Annotated in this window: 21 protein-coding genes; 12 read left to right on the forward strand and 9 right to left on the reverse strand. The window is 65.6% G+C overall.

From position 1 onward, the window contains the following. The first annotated feature begins 122 nt into the window (after positions 1-122). Positions 123-1769, forward strand: a complete 1647-nt coding sequence (locus JY96_RS06975; RefSeq protein ID WP_035036114.1) for a GMC oxidoreductase — start codon at positions 123-125, stop codon at positions 1767-1769. On the opposite strand, the gene JY96_RS22060 is transcribed toward JY96_RS06975, so the two are convergent. Further along, on the reverse strand, positions 1770-4205 hold the full coding sequence (locus JY96_RS22060; protein ID WP_052162231.1) for a hybrid sensor histidine kinase/response regulator: 2436 nt from the start codon (positions 4203-4205) through the stop codon (positions 1770-1772). 83 nt (positions 4206-4288) lie between these two features. Between JY96_RS22060 and JY96_RS06985 the strand changes: the two genes are divergently transcribed. Further along, complete coding sequence (locus JY96_RS06985; RefSeq protein ID WP_035036115.1) at positions 4289-5599, forward strand: sugar ABC transporter substrate-binding protein; 1311 nt, start codon at positions 4289-4291, stop codon at positions 5597-5599. Here JY96_RS06985 and JY96_RS06990 read toward each other — a convergent pair. After that, the gene (locus tag JY96_RS06990; RefSeq protein WP_052162232.1) at positions 5587-7095 is read right to left on the reverse strand and encodes a PLP-dependent aminotransferase family protein; all 1509 of its coding nucleotides are present in this window, start codon (positions 7093-7095) and stop codon (positions 5587-5589) included. The genes JY96_RS06985 and JY96_RS06990 overlap by 13 nt on opposite strands. Before the next feature lie 98 nt (positions 7096-7193). Here JY96_RS06990 and JY96_RS06995 point away from each other — a divergent pair, with 98 nt between their 5' ends. Both JY96_RS06995 and JY96_RS07000 read left to right on the forward strand, forming a co-directional pair. Continuing rightward, the gene (locus JY96_RS06995) at positions 7194-7856 is read left to right on the forward strand and encodes a pyridoxamine 5'-phosphate oxidase family protein (RefSeq protein ID WP_035036116.1); all 663 of its coding nucleotides are present in this window, start codon (positions 7194-7196) and stop codon (positions 7854-7856) included. 39 nt (positions 7857-7895) lie between these two features. Then, entirely contained in the window at positions 7896-8360 is a 465-nt protein-coding gene (locus JY96_RS07000; protein WP_035036124.1) for an OsmC family protein, read from the forward strand. Positions 8361-8414: 54 nt separating this feature from the next. On the opposite strand, the gene bioD is transcribed toward JY96_RS07000, so the two are convergent. The 5 genes from bioD to JY96_RS07025 all read right to left on the reverse strand — a co-directional run bounded on the left by bioD (position 8415) and on the right by JY96_RS07025 (position 11967). Beyond that, a complete protein-coding gene (gene bioD / locus JY96_RS07005; protein WP_035036127.1) occupies positions 8415-9113 on the reverse strand; it encodes a dethiobiotin synthase in 699 nt (232 codons plus the stop codon). Between the two features lie 8 nt (positions 9114-9121). Next, entirely contained in the window at positions 9122-10522 is a 1401-nt protein-coding gene (gene bioA / locus JY96_RS07010) for an adenosylmethionine--8-amino-7-oxononanoate transaminase (RefSeq protein ID WP_035036129.1), read from the reverse strand. Between the two features lie 75 nt (positions 10523-10597). Continuing rightward, the gene (locus tag JY96_RS07015) at positions 10598-10969 is read right to left on the reverse strand and encodes a 6-carboxytetrahydropterin synthase (protein WP_035036131.1); all 372 of its coding nucleotides are present in this window, start codon (positions 10967-10969) and stop codon (positions 10598-10600) included. A 25-nt stretch (positions 10970-10994) separates the two neighbouring features. Beyond that, positions 10995-11657 (reverse strand): 7-carboxy-7-deazaguanine synthase, encoded by a 663-nt coding sequence (gene queE, locus JY96_RS07020; protein WP_035036133.1) that lies wholly within the window; start codon positions 11655-11657, stop codon positions 10995-10997. 1 nt (position 11658) lies between these two features. Further along, positions 11659-11967 carry a hypothetical protein gene (locus tag JY96_RS07025; RefSeq protein ID WP_235333872.1) on the reverse strand — a complete coding sequence of 103 codons (309 nt, stop codon included), beginning with the start codon at positions 11965-11967 and terminating at the stop codon, positions 11659-11661. 172 nt (positions 11968-12139) lie between these two features. On the opposite strand from JY96_RS07025, the gene hemA reads away from it, so the two are divergent. The 7 genes from hemA (at position 12140) to JY96_RS07060 (ending at position 17877) form a co-directional block, all read left to right on the forward strand. Then, a complete protein-coding gene (gene hemA, locus JY96_RS07030) occupies positions 12140-13513 on the forward strand; it encodes a glutamyl-tRNA reductase (protein WP_081961106.1) in 1374 nt (457 codons plus the stop codon). Positions 13514-13521: 8 nt separating this feature from the next. Continuing rightward, the gene (prfA, locus tag JY96_RS07035; protein ID WP_035041595.1) at positions 13522-14622 is read left to right on the forward strand and encodes a peptide chain release factor 1; all 1101 of its coding nucleotides are present in this window, start codon (positions 13522-13524) and stop codon (positions 14620-14622) included. A 37-nt stretch (positions 14623-14659) separates the two neighbouring features. Further along, the gene (gene prmC / locus JY96_RS07040) at positions 14660-15457 is read left to right on the forward strand and encodes a peptide chain release factor N(5)-glutamine methyltransferase (RefSeq protein WP_052162912.1); all 798 of its coding nucleotides are present in this window, start codon (positions 14660-14662) and stop codon (positions 15455-15457) included. A 136-nt stretch (positions 15458-15593) separates the two neighbouring features. After that, positions 15594-16403, forward strand: a complete 810-nt coding sequence (locus tag JY96_RS07045; RefSeq protein ID WP_152606387.1) for a hypothetical protein — start codon at positions 15594-15596, stop codon at positions 16401-16403. A gap of 67 nt (positions 16404-16470) precedes the next feature. Continuing rightward, complete coding sequence (grxD, locus tag JY96_RS07050) at positions 16471-16788, forward strand: Grx4 family monothiol glutaredoxin (RefSeq protein WP_035036140.1); 318 nt, start codon at positions 16471-16473, stop codon at positions 16786-16788. Positions 16789-16795: 7 nt separating this feature from the next. Further along, entirely contained in the window at positions 16796-17374 is a 579-nt protein-coding gene (locus tag JY96_RS07055) for a UbiX family flavin prenyltransferase (RefSeq protein WP_035036143.1), read from the forward strand. A gap of 116 nt (positions 17375-17490) precedes the next feature. After that, positions 17491-17877 carry a cytochrome c family protein gene (locus JY96_RS07060; RefSeq protein WP_035036145.1) on the forward strand — a complete coding sequence of 129 codons (387 nt, stop codon included), beginning with the start codon at positions 17491-17493 and terminating at the stop codon, positions 17875-17877. Here JY96_RS07060 and JY96_RS07065 read toward each other — a convergent pair whose 3' ends face one another. Both JY96_RS07065 and JY96_RS07070 read right to left on the reverse strand, forming a co-directional pair. After that, entirely contained in the window at positions 17878-18555 is a 678-nt protein-coding gene (locus JY96_RS07065) for a lytic transglycosylase domain-containing protein (RefSeq protein ID WP_052162233.1), read from the reverse strand. A gap of 37 nt (positions 18556-18592) precedes the next feature. After that, positions 18593-20356 carry a proline--tRNA ligase gene (locus JY96_RS07070; RefSeq protein WP_035036148.1) on the reverse strand — a complete coding sequence of 588 codons (1764 nt, stop codon included), beginning with the start codon at positions 20354-20356 and terminating at the stop codon, positions 18593-18595. A gap of 104 nt (positions 20357-20460) precedes the next feature. Here JY96_RS07070 and JY96_RS07075 point away from each other — a divergent pair, with 104 nt between their 5' ends. Next, positions 20461-21072: an RNA pyrophosphohydrolase gene (locus JY96_RS07075; RefSeq protein WP_052162234.1), complete on the forward strand. Its 612-nt coding sequence runs from the start codon at positions 20461-20463 to the stop codon at positions 21070-21072. The last annotated feature ends 9 nt before the right edge of the window (positions 21073-21081 follow it).

Below are 21081 nucleotides of genomic sequence, written 5' to 3' on the forward strand. Positions count from 1 at the left end.
AACGGCTTGACGTGAACCACAATGCGCGGCCCCCTGCTTGAGGGGCACACCGGGATTACCAAGCCTCATTACCCGCGACCCGTTTCACACAATTCATCCATCACTCAAGGAGTTCCTGTTCCATGCTGTCTCGCCGTCGTTTCCTTGGCCATGCCGCCCTGCAATCCGCTGCCGCGCTGGGCCTGTCGTGCATCTCGCTGCCCAGCCGCGCCACCGGTGCCCGCAGCTTCAACGACGCGATGGCCCTGCCCAAGGCGGCCTTGGGCCAGCTGGGGCGTGTGCCCGCCATCGTGATCGGCACGGGTTACGGCGGCGCCGTGACGGCCCTGCGCCTGGCCGAGGCAGGTGTGCCCGTGGTCATGCTGGAGATGGGACGCCTGTGGACGCAACCGGGCAGCGACGGCAAGGTGTTCACCAAGACGCTGGCACCTGATGGCCGCGCCATGTGGTTCAAGGACAAGACCGAAGCGCCGCTCAAGACCTTCCTCGGCCTGGACGTGATCAACAAGAAGATCCCGCGTTATGCCGGCGTGCTCGACCGCGTCAACTACGACGAGATGTCGGTGTACGTGGGCCGCGGCGTGGGCGGTGGCTCGCTGGTCAACGGCGCGATGGCCGTCACCCCGGCCCGCTGGTATTTCGAGGAGATGCTGCCTGGCGTCAATGCCAGCGAGATGTATGGCACCTACTTCCCACGCGCCAATGCGCAACTGGGTGTCAACCAGGTGGACCCGGCCTGGTTCGAAACCGCCGCCTGCTACCGCTACGCCCGTGTCTCTCGTGCTGCGGCCAGCCAGTCCGGCTTCAAGACCGTGTTCGTGCCCAGTGTGTACAACGCCAAGTACATGGAGGCCGAGCAGGCCAACACCGTGCCCCGCTCGGCGCTGGGGCAGGAGGTGATCTACGGCAACAACGCCGGCAAGCTCAGCCTGGACAAGACCTACCTGGCCGACGCCGTGGGCACGGGCCGCGTCACCATCTACACGCTGCATGAGGTGCGCCGCATCGAGCAGCAAAGCAATGGCGACTACCTGCTCACGGTGCGCCAGATCGACGAGGTCGGCAATGTGCTGGGCAGCTTCCAGGTCAGTTGCGGCAAGCTCTTCCTGGGTGCAGGCAGCCTCGGTACCACCGAGCTGCTGGTGCGCGCCCGCGATACCGGCACGCTGCCCAAGCTGTCCACCCAGGTGGGCCAGGGCTGGGGCCACAACGGCAATGTGATGACGGCACGCGCCAACCACCTGTGGAACCCCACGGGCGCGGTGCAGTCCACCATGCCGGCCATGGGCATCAACGATTGGGCCAACCCGGCCAACCCGGTGTTTGCCGAGATCACGCCCTTGCCCACGGGCTTCGAGAACTGGATCAGCATGTACCTGGCCATCACGCGCAACCCCGAACGCGGTCACTTCGAATACGACGCGGCCACGGACACGGCCAAGCTGCGCTGGACGCGTGCGCAAAACACCATCACGGTCAACTCGGCCAAGATGATGTTCGACAAGATCAACCGGCAACAAGGCACCGGCTACCGAACCGATCTGTTTGGTGGCGGCAAGGTCTTTGCCGATGACTTCTGCTATCACCCGCTGGGTGGCTGCGTGCTGGACGTGGCCACCGACAACATCGGGCGCGTGAATGGCTACAAAGGCTTGTATGTGACCGACAGCGCACTCATCCCCGGCAGCATCGGCGTGAACCCCTTCGTCACCATCACGGCCTTGGCCGAGCGCAACATCGAGCGCGTGCTGGCGCAGGACTTCGCCTGATCAGGCGGGCCCGGCCGCGGTGTCTGCAGCGGCCGCTGCCGCGCCCCCCTGCAAGGCCTGGCCCGCACGGCGCATCTTGAACCACTTCAAGAGCGCCATGTACAGGGCCTGGGTGTCCACCGGCTTGGACAGGTGGCCGTTCATGCCGGCGGCCATGCAAGCGTCTTTTTCTTCCTGCAGCACGCTGGCGGTCATGGCCACGATGGGCAGGTCACGCTGATCGGGCATCTGTCGGATCAGGCGCGTGGCCTGCAGGCCATCCATCTCGGGCATGTGCATGTCCATGAGCACCAGGTCAAAGGGCTGCTGCTGCACCAGGGCCACGGCCTCGGCACCATTCTTGGCGGGCGTCGTGTCCACACCGGCCATGGACAACAACTCCATGGCCAGCAGGCTGTTGATGGCGTTGTCCTCGGCCAGCAGCACCCTGGCGCCGCCATGTTCCTGGCGCAACAGGGCGGCGGCCTCTTCAGCGGACAAGGCGGGCGCATCCGGCGTGGCCTCGGCTTGAGGCGCGGCCTCGGCCACACCCAGCGGCAACAGGCACCAGAACACGCTGCCATGCCCCACCTGGCTGCGCACCCCGATGCGCCCGCCCATCAGCTCGACCAGGCTGCGCGTGATGGCCAGGCCCAGGCCCGTGCCACCAAAGCGGCGCGTGGTGGATTCATCAGCCTGCACAAAGGCATTGAACAGCTTGCCCGCCTGCTCGGCCGAGATGCCCACGCCCGTGTCCTGCACCTCGATGTGCAGTTGCACCTCGTGTTCACCACGTGGTTCGGCCCGCACCTTCAATGTCACCTGACCTTGTTCGGTGAACTTCACCGCATTGCTCAGCAGGTTGATGAGGACCTGCGACAGGCGCATGGCATCACCGTGCAGGCGAGACGGGCAGCCCTGCTCGTCCACCACCAGCGACAGCTGCTTCTCGCGGGCCTTGTCGCCCACCAGCGCCATGGCCTTGTGCAACAGCTCGGGCAGGTCGAAGTCTTCAGGCGACAGGGTGAACATGCCGGCTTCGATCTTGGACAGGTCCAGCACATTGTTGATGATGTCCAGCAGGTGCTCGGCGGCCTCCTGCACGGTGCGCAAGCGCTCGGCCTGGCCGGGCAGCAAGGGCCCTTGCTGGATGAGGTAGTTCACACCCATGATCGCGTTCATGGGCGTGCGAATCTCATGGCTCATGTTGGCAATGAAGGCACTCTTGGCGCGCGTGGCGGCCTCGGCCTTGTCGCGCGCGGCCTGCAGCTGCTCGGTGCGCTGGGCCACGGTTTCCTCCAGGTGATCGCGGTAGGTGGCCAGCTCGTTCATGCGCGCCTGCAGGCGGGTGTGCATGTCGTGCAGCGCTTGCGACAGCGCGCCGATCTCATCGGTCTGGCTGGGCCCCAGGTCGAACTGCGAGGGCTCGCCTTCACGCAAGGTGGCCGCCGCGTGTGCCAGCTGGTGCAAAGGCCGGGTGATGCGACCGGCCAGCCACCAGCTCAGCGCCACGAACAACGCTGAGGCCAGCATGCCCAGAAACAGCATGCGGTGCCAGAGCTTGTTGGCCGGGCCATAGACCCAGTCAGGGTCCTGGCGCAGCACCATGAGCAAAGGCGGCTTGCCCTCGCGCTCGAACCACCTCACGGGCGCCACCGCCGTCAACTGGTCACCCAGATCCGGCCAGGGGATGACCTGGGCCGAGCCACCCTGGCGCAATTCCTCGAAGCCAGCGGGGTTAACTGTCTTGCCCAACAGAGGCGTCGGGCCCAAGGTGACCTCGCCCGAGGGCGTCAGCAACAGCGTGTGCAATAGGCTGTCGTCCTGCGCCACCATGGCGCTGTGGATGTCCTTGATCCAGCGCCAGTTGAGCATGCCCACGATCACCCCGACCTTGCGGCCTTCGTAGTCCACCACGGGCACGGCCATGTCGATGAGTTGAACAGGCCTGCCGTCCACGTCGCGAGGCAGGAAGCGCGCCAGTGGACCTGCCGCCTGGGGCTTGCCCAGCCAGGGTGCCAGCATGCCGGACACAAACCAGGGTTGCGCTGAGAAATCATGGCCCTCCAGGCGGGCGCCGGTAGCGGTTGTCACCACACCACGCGCATTTGTGAGAGCCAGCCACTCGAACTCAGGGTGGCTGGCCCGGATGCGCTCCAGCGCCAGGCGCATGGCCCCGGCATCCACCAGCCCGCTGGCCACATCGGGCTGCGAAGCCAATTGCTGGATATCCCTCTGGCGCTCGGCCAGCGCCATGGACACGATCTGCCCCAGCACATTGGCCTCACGCCTTGCCGCATCACTCACCGCTTGTTGCAATTGATGCCGCTGGTCCTGCGCGAGCCACACCGAGAACAGAACAGCAAACAACACCCCGCTGAGGCCGATCGCCCAGGCAAATCGCGCACGCACACTGCGGTGTGGCCACAAAGGCATCAAACGATCAAGGGCGGTCATGATGACGTGCGGCCATCCGCTATGCTGAGATCAAACCAGGGTTGAGGTCACTCAAGCCCATCATAAACATTCGGAGCCTGTGCATGTCTGCGCGTCGTCTTTCCACCATGGTGGCTTGCGTCGGATTACTCATCCCCTTGACTTGCCTGGGGGAAGAGCTGGTGATCGCCACGGTGAACAACGGCCACATGATCACCTTGCAGGCCTTGTCCGGCGAGTTCGAACGCCAGCACCCCGACATCGAACTGAAATGGATCACGCTGGAAGAGGGCAAGCTGCGCCAGCAGGTCAGCCGGGATGTGGCCACAAAAGCAGGTCAATTTGACGTCATGACCATCGGGGCCTACGAGGCGCCGATCTGGGGCAAGCTGGGCTGGATCAGGCCCATCACGCCGGCCCCGTCGTATGACGTGGCGGACCTGCTGCCCACGATCCGGCAGTCGTTGAGCGTGAACGGCCAGCTCTATGCCCTGCCCTTTTACGGCGAAAGCTCCATGACCATGGTCCGGACGGACTTGCTCAAGGCCGCGGGGATACACCTGGGGCCCACGCCCACCTGGGATCAGATCAAGCAGGCCGCCGAACGCCTGCACGCGCCCGACAAAGACATCTACGGCATCTGCCTGCGAGGCAAGCCAGGCTGGGGCGAAAACATGGCCTTGATCTCGACCATGGTCAACACCTTCGGCGGGCAGTGGTTCAACATGGACTGGAAGCCCCAGCTGAACACGCCGCCCTGGCACCGTGCCGTATCGCTGTATGCGGACCTGCTCAAGTACGCAGGCCCACCCGGGGCCGTGGCCAATGGCTACAACGAAAACCTCGCCTTGTTCATGGCCGGGCGTTGCGCGATCTGGGTCGATGCCACCGTGGCCGGGGCTTTCGTGAACCAGGCCGATCAATCCAAGGTGGCAGGCAAGGTTGACTTTCTGCAGGCCCCGACGGGGTCGACACCCAAGGGATCCCACTGGCTGTGGACCTGGGCCCTGGCCATCCCGGTGAGCTCGCAGAAAGCCGCAGCCGCCCAGGCCTTCATCGAATGGGCCACGTCCAAGGAGTACATCCAGCTGGTGGCCAGGCGCGAGGGCTGGGCGGCCGTGCCATCGGGCACCCGAGAATCCACCTATGCGGCCCCCGCGTTCAGGCAGGCCAATCCCCATGCCCCTGTCGAACGCATGGCGATTGCCACGGCGAACCCGCATGACGCCACCTTGCCCAAGTCGCCCTACAGCGGCATCCAGTGGGCCTCGATCCCGGAGTTCCAGGCCATCGGCACGGCGGTAGGCCTGCAGATCAGCCGGTTGCTGCAAGAACCGGTCAGCGTCAGCGAGGTGCTGGAGAAATCGCAGCAGATCAGTGAACGCAAGATGCGCGAGGCGGGCTACATCCGCTGAGGCTTGAGCGGGTTCAAGGCCTTCACCACCTGCCCCAATGCGGCGGCCATGCGGTCCTCGTGGGTGTTGGCGTAACCCATGACCAGGCCATTGAAACCCGCGATGCCACCGGTGCCATACATGCTCAACGGCCGCGGGCTGACGCCGAGGTCAGAAGCACGCCGGGCCAGGTCCGTGTCGACCACGGCCTGCGGGCCACTGGCAGGCAGGCTGAGCACCAGGTGCATGCCAGCCTGGCCGCCCAGCACTTCAGCTGGCAGCGGCCATTGCGCCGAGAGTGCATCGCGCAAGGCGGCCTGGCGCAAGGCATACAGCCGGCGCATCTTGCGCAGGTGCCGTGTGAAGTGCCCCTCGTCGATGAATGCCGCCAGGGCCCGCTGCTCGAAGGGCCGGCCACGGCGCACCAGCTCACCCACCACGCCCAGCGCACGATCGGCCAGCGCCTGCGGCCACACGATGAAGCCCAGGCGCAAGGCCGGGAACATGGACTTGCTGAAGGTGCCCAGGTAGACCACGGGCGCATCATCCACCTGCCCCTGCATGGCGGCCAAGGGCGGCCCTTCATGGCGGAACTCGCTGTCGTAGTCGTCCTCCAGGATCCAGGCGCCACATTGGCGGGCTTGTTCGATCAGGCGCAAGCGGCGGGGCAGGCTCAGCACCGAACCCAGCGGGTACTGGTGAGATGGCGTGGTATAGACCATCCTGGGTGGTTTGTCCTGCCACCAGGCGTCGGGCGGCGCAATGCCATCTGCGTCCACGGTGACCGGCACCACCTGCAGCCCGGCTTGCTGCAGGGCTGTTCGCGCGCCGCCATAACCAGGGTGCTCGATCCAGACCGTGTCACCCACATCGGCCAGGATGTGGGCGCACAACTCGAGGCTGTGCTGCGTGCCATCGGTCACCGTGACCTGGTCAGCATGGCAGCGCACACCCCGCGCCGCGCGCAGGTAGGTGGCAATGGCTTGCCGCAACTCCGGCTCGCCCACAGCCTGACGGTAGCCCAGGTCCAGCGTGCTGCCTTGCTTCAGGGCCTTGTCGCACAGGCGCTGCCAGGTGGCGAACGGAAAGGCGTCCAGTGCCGGCATGCCCGGCATGAAGGGGCGCAGGTCGTCTTCTGGTGTGCGGCGGCGATCACAGCTGGCCACACGCTGCGACACGGGTGCACCTGCCGGCCATGCAGCCTGCCCGCGTATGTGAGCTGCCGCAGACACGGCCGTGGACACCGCCGCAAAAGCAGCCACCACCGTACCCTGGCGGCTGGGCTGCACATAACCTTCTGCAGCCAGTTGCTCGTAAGCATGGATGACGCCGTTGCGCGCCATGCCCAGGTCGCGCGCCAGATCACGGCTGGAGGGCAACACCGCACCGGCCTGCAAGCGCCCTTGCGCAATGGCCTCCTGCAAGGCCTGGTACAGCGTGCGTTGCAAGGCTTGCCGGCGCGCCCTGGCCATCGCCTTCAGGCGCCTGGCATCGAGCAGAAAGTGAAGATCGGCCATGAATTCGTGGCTCCATGAAATGGATGTTTCGTGGTTCTTTTCATAGTGCCATAACTTCCTTATCGTGATGGCATTCGATTTGATCAGGAGGCCCAGTCATGCAAGACCAACACACACCGCCAAGCGAGCGGGCTCGCGTCCGGCGCGCAGCCGACCGGGGGCATTACGACGCGGCCACCATCCAGGCCATCGTTGATGACGCCTGGCTGTGCCACGTGGCCTTCGCCTGCCCCGATGTGCTGTGCCTGCCCACGGCCTGCTGGCGTGTGGGCGATCGGCTCTACATCCATGGCTCCAATGGCAGCCGCATGATGAAGCACCTGGCCAGTGGTGCGCCGGCCTGCGTGGCCATCACGCACCTGGACGGCCTGGTCATGGCACGCTCGGCGTTTTCGCACTCGATGAACTTCCGTTCGGTGGTGATCCATGGCCACTTCACCGAGGTGTCCGACGAGGCCAAGCCCACCGTGCTGGCGGCGCTGATGGAGCACATCGCCCAAGGCCGTGCAAAAGACTCCCGCCCGCCCGATGCCAATGAGCTCAAGGCCACCACCGTGCTGGGCATCTCCTTGCACGAAGCCGCCGCCAAGATCCGCAACTGGGGCCCCAAGGACAAGGACGAAGACCTGGCCCTGCCCTTCTGGGCTGGCGTGCTGCCCCTGCGGCAACAGCAACTGCCTGCCATCAGCGAGTCTGGGTTTGAAGGTCCGCTGCCGGCCTATGCGCAAAGCTGGTCGGTACAGCAGGCACATGCCGGCTGACAATGACCATCCCATACCAACACATCAACAGGGCATCCCATGGCACACCTCTACACGGCCGAAACCATCTGGGAACGAGGCGAGCAGGTCTTCAGCGACAACAAGTACAGCCGCCAGCACCTGCTGCGCTTTGATGGCGGCATCGAGGTGCCGGGCTCGGCCTCACCGCGGGTGGTGCCCTTGCCCTTGTCGGTTGAAGCCGCTGTTGACCCGGAAGAGGCTTTTGTCTCGGCCATCTCCAGCTGCCACATGCTGTGGTTCCTGGGCATCGCCGCCGAACGCGGCCATGTGGTCGACCGCTACCACGACCAGGCCGAAGGCCTCATGAAGCGCAACGCGCAGGGCAAGGTGGCGGTCACCCACGTCACGCTGCGGCCGCTGATCGTGTTCTCGGGCAACCAGCGCCCCACGCCAGATGACATCGCCAACATGCACCACGAGGCACATGAGGCCTGCTTCATTGCCAACTCGGTGAAGACCGAGATCGTGGTCGAGCCGCGCTGAGAGGGCCGCCAACAGCCTGAAGCAGCGCCATGGCCGCTTGAATGCGGCCTGGCGTCAAGGCAGGCGCAAGGAGCTGGCCAGCTGATCAGGCCTGGCCTGGGCATCCCAGCCCCAATGGGCCAGCATGGGGGCCTGCAGGTGTGCCTGCAAGGTCGCCAGATTGGCGGCCTGCTCGGGCATGTGCGGGTCCACCACATTGGCCACCCAGCCGGCCAGGGTCAGGCCGCGCGCCAGGATGGCTTCCTGCGTCAACAAGGCGTGGTTGAGGCAACCCAGGCGCAAGCCCACCACCATGATCACCGGCAGCCGCAAACGCTGCGCCAGATCGGCGCTGGTCTCGAACACGCCATCCTGCTCGCTGAGCGGCACGATGAAGCCGCCGGCCCCCTCCACCACCACGGCATCGGCATGCTGTTGCAAGGCATGGAAGCTGGCTTCGATGTGGGACAAGTCGATCACGGTATCAGCCAGCTTCGCCGCGATGTGGGGCGACACGGCAGCCGGCAAGGCATACGGGTTGTCGAACGACGGGGGCACGTGCAGGCTGGACGCGGCCCGCAAGGCCACCACATCCTCGTTGAGCCATTCACCACCATGGCCATTGCCCCCCTCCACCCAGTCGCAACCTGCTGCCACGGGCTTCATGCCCACCACCCGTTTGTAGCCCGCATCGCGCAAGGCGTGGATCAAGGTGGTGCTGGCGCGGGTCTTGCCCACGCCTGTGTCGGTACCGGTGATGAAGTAAGCAGACATGGGTGAGATCAGGGCACGGGCACAACAGGTGCGGGTGATGCGGGCAAACGGTCGATGTCGGCCAGCACGGCATCCAGCACACGCAAGGCGCCCTCGGCCAGGAAGCGTTGATCAGACTCGCTCAGCACATAGGGCGGCATCACGTACAGGGTAGAACCAATGGGCCGCAACAGCAAGCCCGCATCCAGCGCCGCGCGGTGGTAGCGGGCAGCAAAGGTGGGCTCGGCCGTGTCCACATCCCAGGCCCAGATCATGCCGATGTGGCGCGTGGCCTTGATGCGGGGGTGACGCGTCAACGGTTCGGTCAATTGCGTGAAACGTTCGGCCGCCACGCGGTTGCGCGCCAGCACGTCCAGGCCTTGCGCGTCGCGCTCGGCGAAGGTGTCCAGCACGGCCAGCGCAGCGCGGCAGGCCAGCGGGTTGCCGGTGTACGAGTGCGAGTGCAGGAAGCCATGCACCACGCGCTCATCCCAGAAGGCGGCATACACATCGTCCGTCGTCAACACGGCCGACAAGGGCAGCACACCACCGGTCAGGCCTTTGCTCAGGCAGATGAAGTCAGGCTTGACGTGGCCGCCTTCACCACCTTCAGGCAGCACGGCATGCTGGTGCGCAAACAGCTTGCCAGTGCGGCCAAAGCCCACGGCGATCTCGTCGGCGATCCAGTGCACCTCGTATTGGTCGCACAGGCGGCGCACGGCGAGCAGGTACTCGGGCGCGTACATGGCCATGCCGGCCGCGCCTTGCACCAAGGGCTCCAGGATCAGCGCGGCCGTGTGCGCGTGGTGCTCGGCCAGGTAAGCGGCCAGGGCGTCAATGGCAGCCTGGGTGTGCGCCTGGGCCGATACCCCCGGGGCCGCATGGCGCGGGTCAGGCGATGGCAGCGTGGCACTCAAGCGCAGCAAGGGCGCATAGGCTTCGCGGAACAGCGGGATGTCCGTCACAGACAAGGCACCAGCCGTTTCGCCGTGATAGCCGCCTTGCAGACCGATGAACTGGTTCTTGGCTGCACGGCCGCGGTTGCGCCAGCTGTGGGCACTCATCTTCAGCGCGATCTCGGTGGCACTGGCGCCGTCGCTCGCATAAAAGGCGTGGCCCAGCCCCGTCAAGTCCGACAGGCGCTCGGACAGTTCGACCACAGGCGGGTGCGTCAACCCCGCCAGCATGATGTGATCGAGCTTGCCCAACTGGTCCGTGATCGCATCGCGGATCGGGCCGAAGTTGTGGCCAAACAGGTTGACCCACCACGAGGACACCGCATCCAGAATGCGTTTACCCTGATCGTCAATGAGCCAGGGGCCCTCGGCGGCCACGATGGCGCGCGGCGGGAAGTGCTCGTGCACCTTCATCTGCGTGCACGGATGCCAGACGGCCTGGCGGCTGCGCTCGGCCCAGTTGGTAGAAGTCATGGGGCGCAAGTATGCCGCGAGCGGCTCAACGCGGCATTGGTCGATGGAGCCAGCGCGACATGAGCCAACGCGCAATCAATGGGTCGGGCGATAGACGCAACGGTCACCCGCCGCGCGCGACACCGCCACGCTCGACACCTGCGGGATGTGCAGGCGCGCCTGCGCATAGATGAACACGCACAGGTTCTCCAAGGTGGGGGCACCCAGGCCGCTCACTTCGTCCAGGAAGTGGTGATCCAGCTGGCCGCGGATGCCGGCAATGACCTCGCGCAGCACGGCCAGGTCCACCACCATGCCCGATTCAGGCTGGCGCTCGCCACGCACGAAGATCTCGGCCGTGTAGGTGTGGCCATGAATGCGGCGGCTGCCTGCGGCTTCCTCGGCAGACACCTTGCGCTTGAGCGTGTGCGCGGCATCGAATGAAAAGGTCTGGCTCAACTCGAACATCAACAACAATCCTTCAGCGCTTCTTTCAGCGAATGCCCAGTGTCTTGTGGGTTTGCACGCTGAGCAACCAGCGCGGGTGGTCCAGGCACCATTGAACGGCCCATTCCATGGCTTTTTTCCGGTCCTGAGGCTGGGCGCTGTCCATGGCCTGCACCCGCATCTGCTTGAAGTCCAGCTGCTCGAAGGCCAGCAGGTCGGCCTCGGTGAAGCCGGCTTGCGGCACCACCACCTTCAATTCATGGCCCGATCGCTGGACCAGGGTCGAGCCGGCCTTGGGGCTGACACAGATCCAGTCCAGGCCCGCGGGCGCAGCGATCGTGCCATTGGTCTCGACCGCCAGCTCGAAGCCTTTTGCATGCAGCGCCTCGATCAAGGCCGTGTCCACCTGCAGCAGCGGCTCGCCACCCGTCATCACCACAAAACGCTGCCCCTGGGCCCCCGCCTCGGTGACCGGCCAGAACGAGGCAATGCGCTCGGCCAGGGCCTGCGCCGTGTCGAACTTGCCGCCGCCCAGGCCATCGGTGCCCACGAAATCGGTGTCGCAGAACTGGCAGACGGCCGAAGCCCGGTCGGCCTCGCGGCCCGTCCACAGGTTGCAGCCCGCAAAGCGGCAGAACACAGCCGGGCGCCCGGCATGTGTGCCCTCGCCCTGCAAGGTGTAGAAAATCTCTTTGACGCTGTAAGTCATCTCAACGCAGTCCTGTCCACCAGACCGTCAAGGCCGAAACCAGCACCAGACCCGCATAGGTCAACATGGCGCCATCCCGGCCGGTTATCAACAAGCCGACGATCAACACGGCCGCATTGGCCATCGAAGCCCATTTCACCTGGCGCAACCAGCCCGCGCTGCGCAAGGCCTTCCACCACACCAGGCGGGCCAGGCTGGGCACCAGCAGCGCCATGCCGAGCGCGGGCAAAAAGAAATTCAAGGCGTGGTTCAAGCCGTCCAGAAAACCCATGGGGCTCCTCAAGGGCAGCGCGTGATCCTGTTGCGGCATGGCCCCCGTTGCTCTCCAGCGCGCCAGTTGCTTTTCTGACTTTTCTGACGCGCTTTATGAAACGATCGGGGAACGATGAGAGGCGATGGCGGTCTTGCGCTGCATCAAATCCAGAGAAGTCGCTTTTCCCGCGTCAACCCAGGCAAAGGATGGGATTTTATAATCTTCTGCTATGACTGTCTTGACCCTGGGCTTGAACCACACCACCGCCGCCGTCGACCTACGCGGCCGGTTCGCGTTCGCAGTGGACCAACTGGCCCCCACGCTCAAGACCTTGCACCAGCGCCTGACGGGCTCGACCCACCCGGAAGTGGCCCTGCTGTCCACCTGCAACCGCACCGAGCTGTACTGTGCGGCAGGCGGTCTGGGCGGCCCGGTGCACACCCTGCGCCATGCGGCGGTGGACTGGCTCTCTGGCATCGGCGGCGTCTCCAGCGAAGAGCTGATGCGCCACACCTATGTGCTCGAAGGCGGCCAGGCGGCGCGCCACGCCTTCCGCGTCGCCAGTGGGCTGGATTCGATGGTGCTGGGCGAACCCCAGATCCTCGGCCAGATGAAGCAGGCCGTGCGCGAGGCCGATACCGCCGGCACCCTGGGCACGACCCTGCACCAGCTCTTCCAGCGCAGCTTTGCCGTGGCCAAGGAGGTGCGCACCTCCACCGAGATCGGCGCGCACTCGATCAGCATGGCCGCTGCCGCCGTGCGCCTGGCTGGCCAGCTGTTTGAAGACCTGGGCCGCACCAAGGTGCTGTTCGTGGGCGCCGGCGAGATGATCGAGCTCACCGCCACGCACTTTGCCGCCCGCAACCCGCGCACCATGGCCGTGGCCAACCGCACGCTGGAACGCGGCGAAAAGCTCGCCACCCACCTGGGCGCCCAGGCCATGCGCCTGGCGGACCTGCCCCAGCGCCTGCACGAGTTTGACATCGTCGTCTCCTGCACGGCCAGCACCCTGCCCATCATCGGCCTGGGTGCGGTCGAACGCGCGCTGAAGGCCCGCAAGCGCCGCCCCATCTTCATGGTCGACCTGGCCGTGCCGCGCGACATCGAACCCGAAGTCGCCCGCCTGGATGACGTCTACCTCTACACGGTGGACGACCTGTCCACCATGGTGCAGACCGCTGGCGAAAAGCGCCAGGCCGCCGTTGCCCAGGCCGAAGCCATCATCGAAACCGGCGTGCAAGGCTTTGTGCACTGGCTGGACCAACGCACCACCGTGCCCCTGATCCAGGCCCTGCACAGCCAGGCCGACGCCTGGCGCGCCGCCGAAATGGCCCGCGCCCGTAAGCTGCTGGCCAAGGGCGAAGACATCGAAGCCGTGCTCGAAGCCATGTCGCGTGGCCTCACACAAAAGATGCTGCACGGCGCCATGGCCGAGCTGCACAGCGCCGACACCAGCCAGCGCCCGCAGGTGGCCGCCGCCCTGTCGCGCCTGTTCCTGCGCGGCGAGCTGGTCCCCGGGCGCAACACCACCGCCAGCAGCCCACCCGACAAGGCCGAGCCCGGCCAGGCCAACCGACATGACCCGCAGGGGGACAAAGCGTGAGCGCCGGCCTGGCGCCCTCGCTTGCCTCTTCGCTCGACCGCCTGGCCCGCCGCCTGGAAGAGCTGGATGCAGCCCTGTCCGACCCCGTCATCGCGGCCGACAACAAGCGCTTTCGTGACCTGTCGCGTGAGCACGCCGAAGTCAGCAGCGTGTGCGACCTGGCCCAGCGCCACACCCGCCGCCAGCAAGACCTCGCCGGTGCCCGCCAGATGCTGGACGAAGCCGGTGAAGATGCTGACATGCGCGCCATGGCCCAGGAAGAAATCGCCCAGGCCGAAGCCGACCTGGCCCAGCTGGAAAGCCAGCTGCAGACCGCCCTGCTGCCCAAGGACCCGGACGACGCCCGCAACGCCTTCCTCGAAATCCGCGCCGGTACAGGCGGGGACGAGTCCGCCCTGTTCGCGGGTGACCTGGCCCGCATGTACACCCGCTACGCCGAACGCATGGGCTGGGCCACCGAGATCATGTCGGCCAGCGAATCCGACCTGGGCGGCTACAAGGAAGTGGTGCTGCGCATCGAAGGCCCCAGCGTCTACGGTCAGTTGAAATTCGAATCGGGCGGCCACCGCGTCCAGCGCGTACCGGCCACCGAAACGCAAGGCCGCATCCACACCAGCGCGTGCACCGTGGCCGTGATGCCCGAGCCGGACGAAACCGAAGCCATCAAGCTCAACCCGGCCGAGCTGCGCATCGACACCTTCCGCGCCAGTGGTGCCGGCGGCCAGCACATCAACAAGACGGACTCGGCCGTGCGCGTGGTGCACCTGCCCACCGGCATCGTGGCCGAGTGCCAGGACGGCCGCAGCCAGCACAGCAACAAGGCCAAGGCCCTGCAGGTGCTGCAAGCCCGCATCCAGGAAAAAGAGCGCAGCGAGCGCGCCGCCAAGGAAGCCGCACTGCGCAAAAGCCTGGTGGGCAGCGGCGACCGCTCCGACCGCATCCGCACCTACAACTTCCCCCAGGGCCGCCTGACCGACCACCGCATCAACCTCACGCTCTACAAGCTGCTGAGCGTCATGGAGGGTGAACTCGACGACGTGGTGGCCGCACTGCTGAGCGCCCAGGCCGCCGACCAGCTGGCCGAACTGGAAGCGGCCACCGGTGTCTGACGCCCCCATCAGCACGCCGCTGACCATCGCGCAGGCCATGCAGCACGCGCGCCAGCAAGGCGTGGATCGCCTCGACGCCCAACTGCTGCTGAGCGATGCCGTCCAGCAAGGCCACGCCTGGCTGCTGGCGCACGGCAGCGACGCACTGAGCCCCGCGCAACAAACCCGCTTCCTCACCGGGCTGACACGCCGCGCCGCCGGTGAACCCCTGGCCTACATCCTGGGCGACAAGGCCTTTTTCGGCCTGACCCTGGCCGTGTCGCCCGACGTGCTCATCCCCCGGCCCGACACCGAAACCCTGGTCGAATGGGCGCTCGAACTGCTCCCCGCGCAAACCGCCTCCACCGTGCTGGACCTGGGCACCGGCAGCGGCGCCATCGCCCTGGCCATCCAGCACCACCGCCCGCAGGCCAAGGTCACCGCCGTGGACGCCAGTGAAGCCGCCCTGCGCGTGGCCCAAGCCAATGCCCAAAACCTGAACCTGCCGGTCACATTCCGCCATGGCAGCTGGCTCACCCCCGTGGCCGGCCAACGCTTCGAGCTCATCGTCAGCAACCCGCCCTACATCGCCGAAGGTGACCCGCACATGGCCGCCCTGGGCTTCGAACCCAGGCAGGCGCTCACCGCCGGCCCCGACGGCCTGGACGACCTGCGCCAGATCATCGCCGCCGCCCCGGCGCACCTCCACCCCGGCGGCTGGCTGCTGCTCGAACACGGTTACGACCAGCCTGTCGCGGTCGCGCAACTGCTGACGGCGCACGGGTTTTCAAATGTAAGTACCCGCTTCGATCTGGGAGGCCAGCCCCGCTGCACGGGCGGCCAGCGCCCGGCCTGAACGCATCCCGAAACCCGGGCAAACCCGCTCCCGCAGCGATTGCGTCGGGCGAAAATGGTTTGACGAACGCTCACACATCTGCCGCACAAGCCGATTTGGCCGACGTAGCATGAAACCGTTCGTCAAGGAGATTGCCATGTTCCATTCAACCCAGAGCGACTCGCACAAGTCCACACGCATGTGCAGCCCGGCCGCCAGTGGATGGGCCGTGAGCGCCTTGATGGGTGCCTTGATGGCCGCCTTGATCGGCAGCCTGCTGCCCCTGGCCGCCGCACAGGCCCAGATGGTGCCCCGTGCCGAGCACGCCTTGCACCAGAACACCGGCAGCGGCAACTACACCGCCGTGCGCATCAACATCGACAACACCACATCCTCGGGTGACGAAGTCCATGGCCGTGGCCTGGCGTTGCGTGGCCAGGGTTTCTGGCCGCACTGGGAAGGCCGCATCGGCGTGGTCATCGACCGCCCGGTCAACCCCTTGAAGGATTCCTTCGTCCTGGCCCAGCCCAACCAGAGTGCCGGCCTGCGCGTGCGCAGCATGCACATCCTGTCCGACTACTACGTGGATGGTGGTTTCCGCGCCACCGCCGGCGTGCTGCGCGGCGACACCGGCCAGGCCTGGTGGGGCAGCGGCGGCAACGGCGGTGGTCTCAACCTCAGCATGCAGCGCCTGGACAGCCTGGGCCTCATGAGCAACCTGGGCCTGGGCAACACGCAAGATGCCCAGACCACCCCCTACGTGGGCGCCGGCTACAGCAACAACCTGACCGTCAACGGCACCCCCAGCGCCTGGCGCTTCAATGCCGACCTGGGCGTCATCAGCGCCAACGCCAGCAACATCAACCGGCTCAGCCAGGTCCTGCAGGGCGACCGCAGCCTCGACGGGCTGGTGCGCGACATGGGCTTGCGGCCAGTGGTCAAGGTATCGGTAGGCTATTCCTTCTGAGCTACTGCAGACCCGCCACAGGCCTGCTATAACCGGGCCTGTTTTCATTTCTGACAATGGTTTGCATATGAGCGACGTTCAACAACGCATTGACGACCTGGTTAAGGGTAATCGCGTCGTGCTGTTCATGAAGGGCAATGCCCAGTTCCCGCAATGCGGTTTCTCGGGTCGCGCGATCCAGATCCTCAAGGCCTGTGGCGTGACCGAACTCAAGACGGTCAACGTGCTGGAAGACGAAGAAATCCGTCAAGGCATCAAGGACTACGCCAACTGGCCCACGATCCCGCAGCTCTACATCAACGGTGAATTCATCGGCGGCTCGGACATCATGATGGAGATGTACCAGGCCGGCGAGTTGCAGCAGACGCTGACCGCTGGCCAGTGATCCTGCCGTGACCGAGCTCACGCGCCCCGCCCGCCTGATCATCGGCATCACCGGTGCCAGCGGCGCGGTCTACGGCGTCCGCTTGCTGGAGCGCGCCCGCGCCCTGGGCGTGCAGACGCACCTGGTGGCCACGCCAGCGGGCATCCTCAACGTCCACCACGAACTGGGCATGGACCGCCCGACGCTGGAAGCGCTGGCCACCCAGGCTCACGCCCCCGGTGATGTCGGTGCCTGCATCGCCAGCGGCAGCTTCATGACGGACGCGATGGTCATCGCCCCCTGCTCCATGAAGACACTCGCCGCCGTGGCGCACGGCATGGGTGACAACCTGCTGACCCGCGCCGCAGACGTCACCCTCAAGGAACGCCGCCGCCTCGTGTTGATGGTGCGCGAAACGCCGTTCAACCTCGCCCACCTGCGCAACATGACGGCCGTGACCGAGATGGGCGGCATCGTCTTCCCGCCGCTGCCGGCCTTCTACCACCGGCCGCAAAGCATCGACGAGCTGGTCAACGACACCGTCGAGCGCGTGCTCGCCATGCTGCACATCGAACAGGCCCAGCCCCAGCAATGGCGCGGCCTGTGAGCTTGTTCACGCGCCTGGCCGCTTGATGCACCACTCCGGCCCACCGGCGGCCGGATACTGCATCCGTGGTCACGCAGCGCCCGTAACAAAGCGCATCTGAACGGCCACCAACCACCATGCCCACACGCTCGCGCTCCGCCAGTTTGTTCAGTGTGCTCATCCTGTTTGGCCATGACCTGGCATCGGCCCAGGACAAGGTCTGGGTCGGTGACGCCGCCCAAGGCCAGCGGCTTTACCAGGCTTATTGCACCCGCTGCCATGCGGTGGACGAGAACAAGATCGGCCCGGCGCATCGCGGTGTTTACGGGCGCCTGGCGGGCAGCGCGCCCGGCTACGACTACTCCACCGGGCTCACGTACGCCGACTTCGTGTGGAACGCCCGCACGCTGGACATGTGGCTGAAGGACCCGTCCGCGATGGTGCCCTGGCAGCAGATGGACTTCCAGGTGCCTGACCCGCAGGAGCGGGCCCACCTCATCGCCTACCTGAAAACACTCCAGTGATCAGCGGCGCGCTGCGGCACCCGCGTCGGCTACCTGCGTGCCCACGCGATCCGACAACTGCCAGGTACGGCGCGCAGCCGTGACCATGTTCGGGTACTCCGGGCGCCCGCGGCTGCCGTTGTAGCGCCCCAAGGCCATGAAGAGGTTGCCCTTTTCCACGTCCAGGTAGTGGCGCAGGATCACGCAGCCAAAACGCAGATTGGTCTGCATGTGAAACAGGCTGCTGGCATCGCCATTGCCGATGGTGCGTGACCAGAAAGGCATGACCTGCATGTAGCCCCGCGCCCCGACAGGCGAGATGGCGTACTTGCGGAAACCACTTTCCACCTGGATCAGGCCCATGACCAGGCTGGGGTCCAGGCCCGCGCGCTTGGATTCATAACAGACCGTTTGCAGGAACTCGCGGCGCACCAGGTCTTCGGGCTTGCGTTTGGCCAGTTTGGCCTCCAGCCCGAAGGCCCAGGACTCGCACTGCTGGCGCTGGCCCTCATCGGCGAACACCAGCGCAGGCGCCGTGCCATTGCCAATGGCGGCCGACAAGGCGGTGCGCACGGCGTCCGCCAGGGGCTCCTCGACCTGGGCGCCGGCCAGGGATGAGGCAGGCGCCACCAAACACGCCAGCAGCCCGAGGCCTGCCAGCGCGCCAGTCAGGGAAGTGGTCCAGCGGTGCAACAACATGAGACCTTCAACCTTAACCCATGTTGATGTCAGGCAGTCAGGCGATTTGCAGGCGGGACAGCACGTGATTCAGGACTTCCGTCACGGCAATCTTGCTGGCGGCAGCTTCCTGGCGGCCCTGGTACTCGGCCAGGCCTTCCTTGAGGCCCTTGTCGCCCAGCACCACGCGGTGCGGCACGCCGATCAGCTCCCAGTCGGCGAACATGGCGCCGGGGCGCTCGCCACGGTCGTCCAGGATCACGTCCACGCCCTTGGCCTGCAGCTCGCCGTAGAGCTTGTCCGCGGCGGCCTTGACGTCTTCAGAGCGGTCATAACCCACGGGGCAGATCACCACCGTGAACGGGGCGATGGCGTCCGGCCAGATGATGCCGCGCTCATCGTGCTTCTGCTCGATGGCCGCACCCAGGATGCGGGTCACGCCGATGCCGTAGCAGCCCATCTCGAAGTGCTTGGGCTTGCCGTCCACGTCCAGGAAGGTCGCGTTCATGGACTTGGAGTACTTGGTGCCCAGGTAGAACACGTGGCCGACTTCGATGCCGCGCTGGATGGCCAGCACGCCCTTGCCGTCCGGCGAAGGGTCACCCTCGACCACGTTGCGGATGTCGGCCACCAGATCGGGCTCGGGCAGGTCTCGGCCCCAATTCACGCCGCGGATGTGGAAGCCTTCTTCATTGGCGCCACAAACGAAATCGGCCATGTTGGCCACGGTGCGGTCGGCGATGACCTTCACGGGCTTGAGCAACTTGACCGGGCCCAGGTAGCCGGGCGTGCAGCCGAAGTGTTCGACGATTTCCTTTTCCGTGGCGAAGCGGAAACCGGCCTTCAGGCCCGTGCCATCGGCCAGCTCGATCTTGCCCGCCTTGACTTCATTGAGATCATGGTCGCCGCGCACCAGCAGCAGCCACACGGTGGACTTGACGATCTCGCCATGCTCGTTGAGTTCGTCCGTGGCCAGCACCAGCGACTTCACGGTTTGCGACAGCGGCAGGCCCAGCAGCTCGGCCACATCGGGGCAGGTGCTCTTGCCAGGCGTGGCCACCTTCTCGCAGGCGGCCGTTGCTGCACCACGCTGGGCGATCAGGGCCACGGCTTCGGCCAGCTCGATGTTGGCCGCGTAGTCGCTCGTGGGGCAGTAGACGATGGCGTCTTCACCCGTGTCGGCGATCACCTGGAACTCGTGCGAACGGTCACCACCGATGGCGCCGGTGTCAGCGGCCACGGCGCGGAACTGCAGGCCCAGGCGCTCGAAGATGCGGGTATAGGCCGCGAACATCGCGTCATACGTCTTGCCGGCGCCGTCCACGTCACGGTCGAAGGAGTAGGCGTCCTTCATCGTGAACTCGCGGCCGCGCATGATGCCGAAACGGGGGCGGCGCTCGTCGCGGAACTTGGTCTGGATCTGGTAGAAATTCTTGGGCAGCTGGCGGTAGCTGCGCAGCTCCTGGCGGGCGATGTCGGTGATCACCTCTTCAGCGGTCGGCTGGATCACGAAGTCGCGCTGATGGCGGTCCTTGAAGCGCAGCAGCTCGTCACCCATCTTGTCGAAGCGGCCCGTCTCCTGCCACAGCTCGGCGGGCTGCACCACGGGCATGATCAGCTCGACCGCACCGGCCTTGTTCAGCTCTTCACGGATGATGGCTTCGACCTTGCGGATGGTGCGCAAGCCCATGGGCATGTAGTTGTACAGACCTGCACCCAGCTTCTTGATGAAGCCCGCGCGCGTCATGAGCTTGTGGCTCACGATTTCAGCGTCAGCAGGGGCTTCCTTGAGGGTCGAGATGAAGAACTGGGAGGCTTTCATATGCGCAAAAAATACACCGCATGAATGAGGCATTGACAAACCCCACTAGGCTTAACGCCTGCACGATGCAATAATGAAACTAGTTGAAAAATTCGGAGTTGATTATGCTCGACCGGGAAGGCTTTCGTCCCAACGTCGGCATCATCCTGCTCAATCACCGGAACCAGGTATTCTGGGGCAAACGCATCCGCACCCATTCCTGGCAGTTCCCGCAAGGCGGCATCAAACATGGTGAGTCGCCAGAGCAGGCGATGTTCCGCGAGCTCCACGAAGAAGTGGGCTTGCTGCCCGACCACGTCCGCATCATCGCCCGCACACGCGATTGGCTGCGTTACGAAGTCCCTCAGCACTTCATCCGCAAGGATGCGCGAGGGCATTACAAGGGTCAGAAACAGATCTGGTTCCTGCTGCAGCTGACAGGCCGCGATTGCGACATGAACCTGCGCGCCACCAACCACCCCGAGTTCGACGCCTGGCGTTGGCACGAGTACTGGGTGCCGCTGGAGGCCGTGATCGAGTTCAAGCGCGGTGTGTATGAAATGGCGCTGTCCGAGCTGGCGCGCTTCCTGCCCAAGCCGCAAGGCCACCAGAACCGCTTCCTGCGCGGCAACATGCGTGGCAGCAATGGCCGGCGTCTGGATGGCAGCGATCTGGGTGTCGACAACCATGAAGCGGACGACACCAGCACCAGGCTGGTCCAGATCGAATTGAAATGATCATCACCA

The organism is Aquabacterium sp. NJ1 (genome assembly GCF_000768065.1).
GTDB lineage: Bacteria > Pseudomonadota > Gammaproteobacteria > Burkholderiales > Burkholderiaceae_C > Aquabacterium.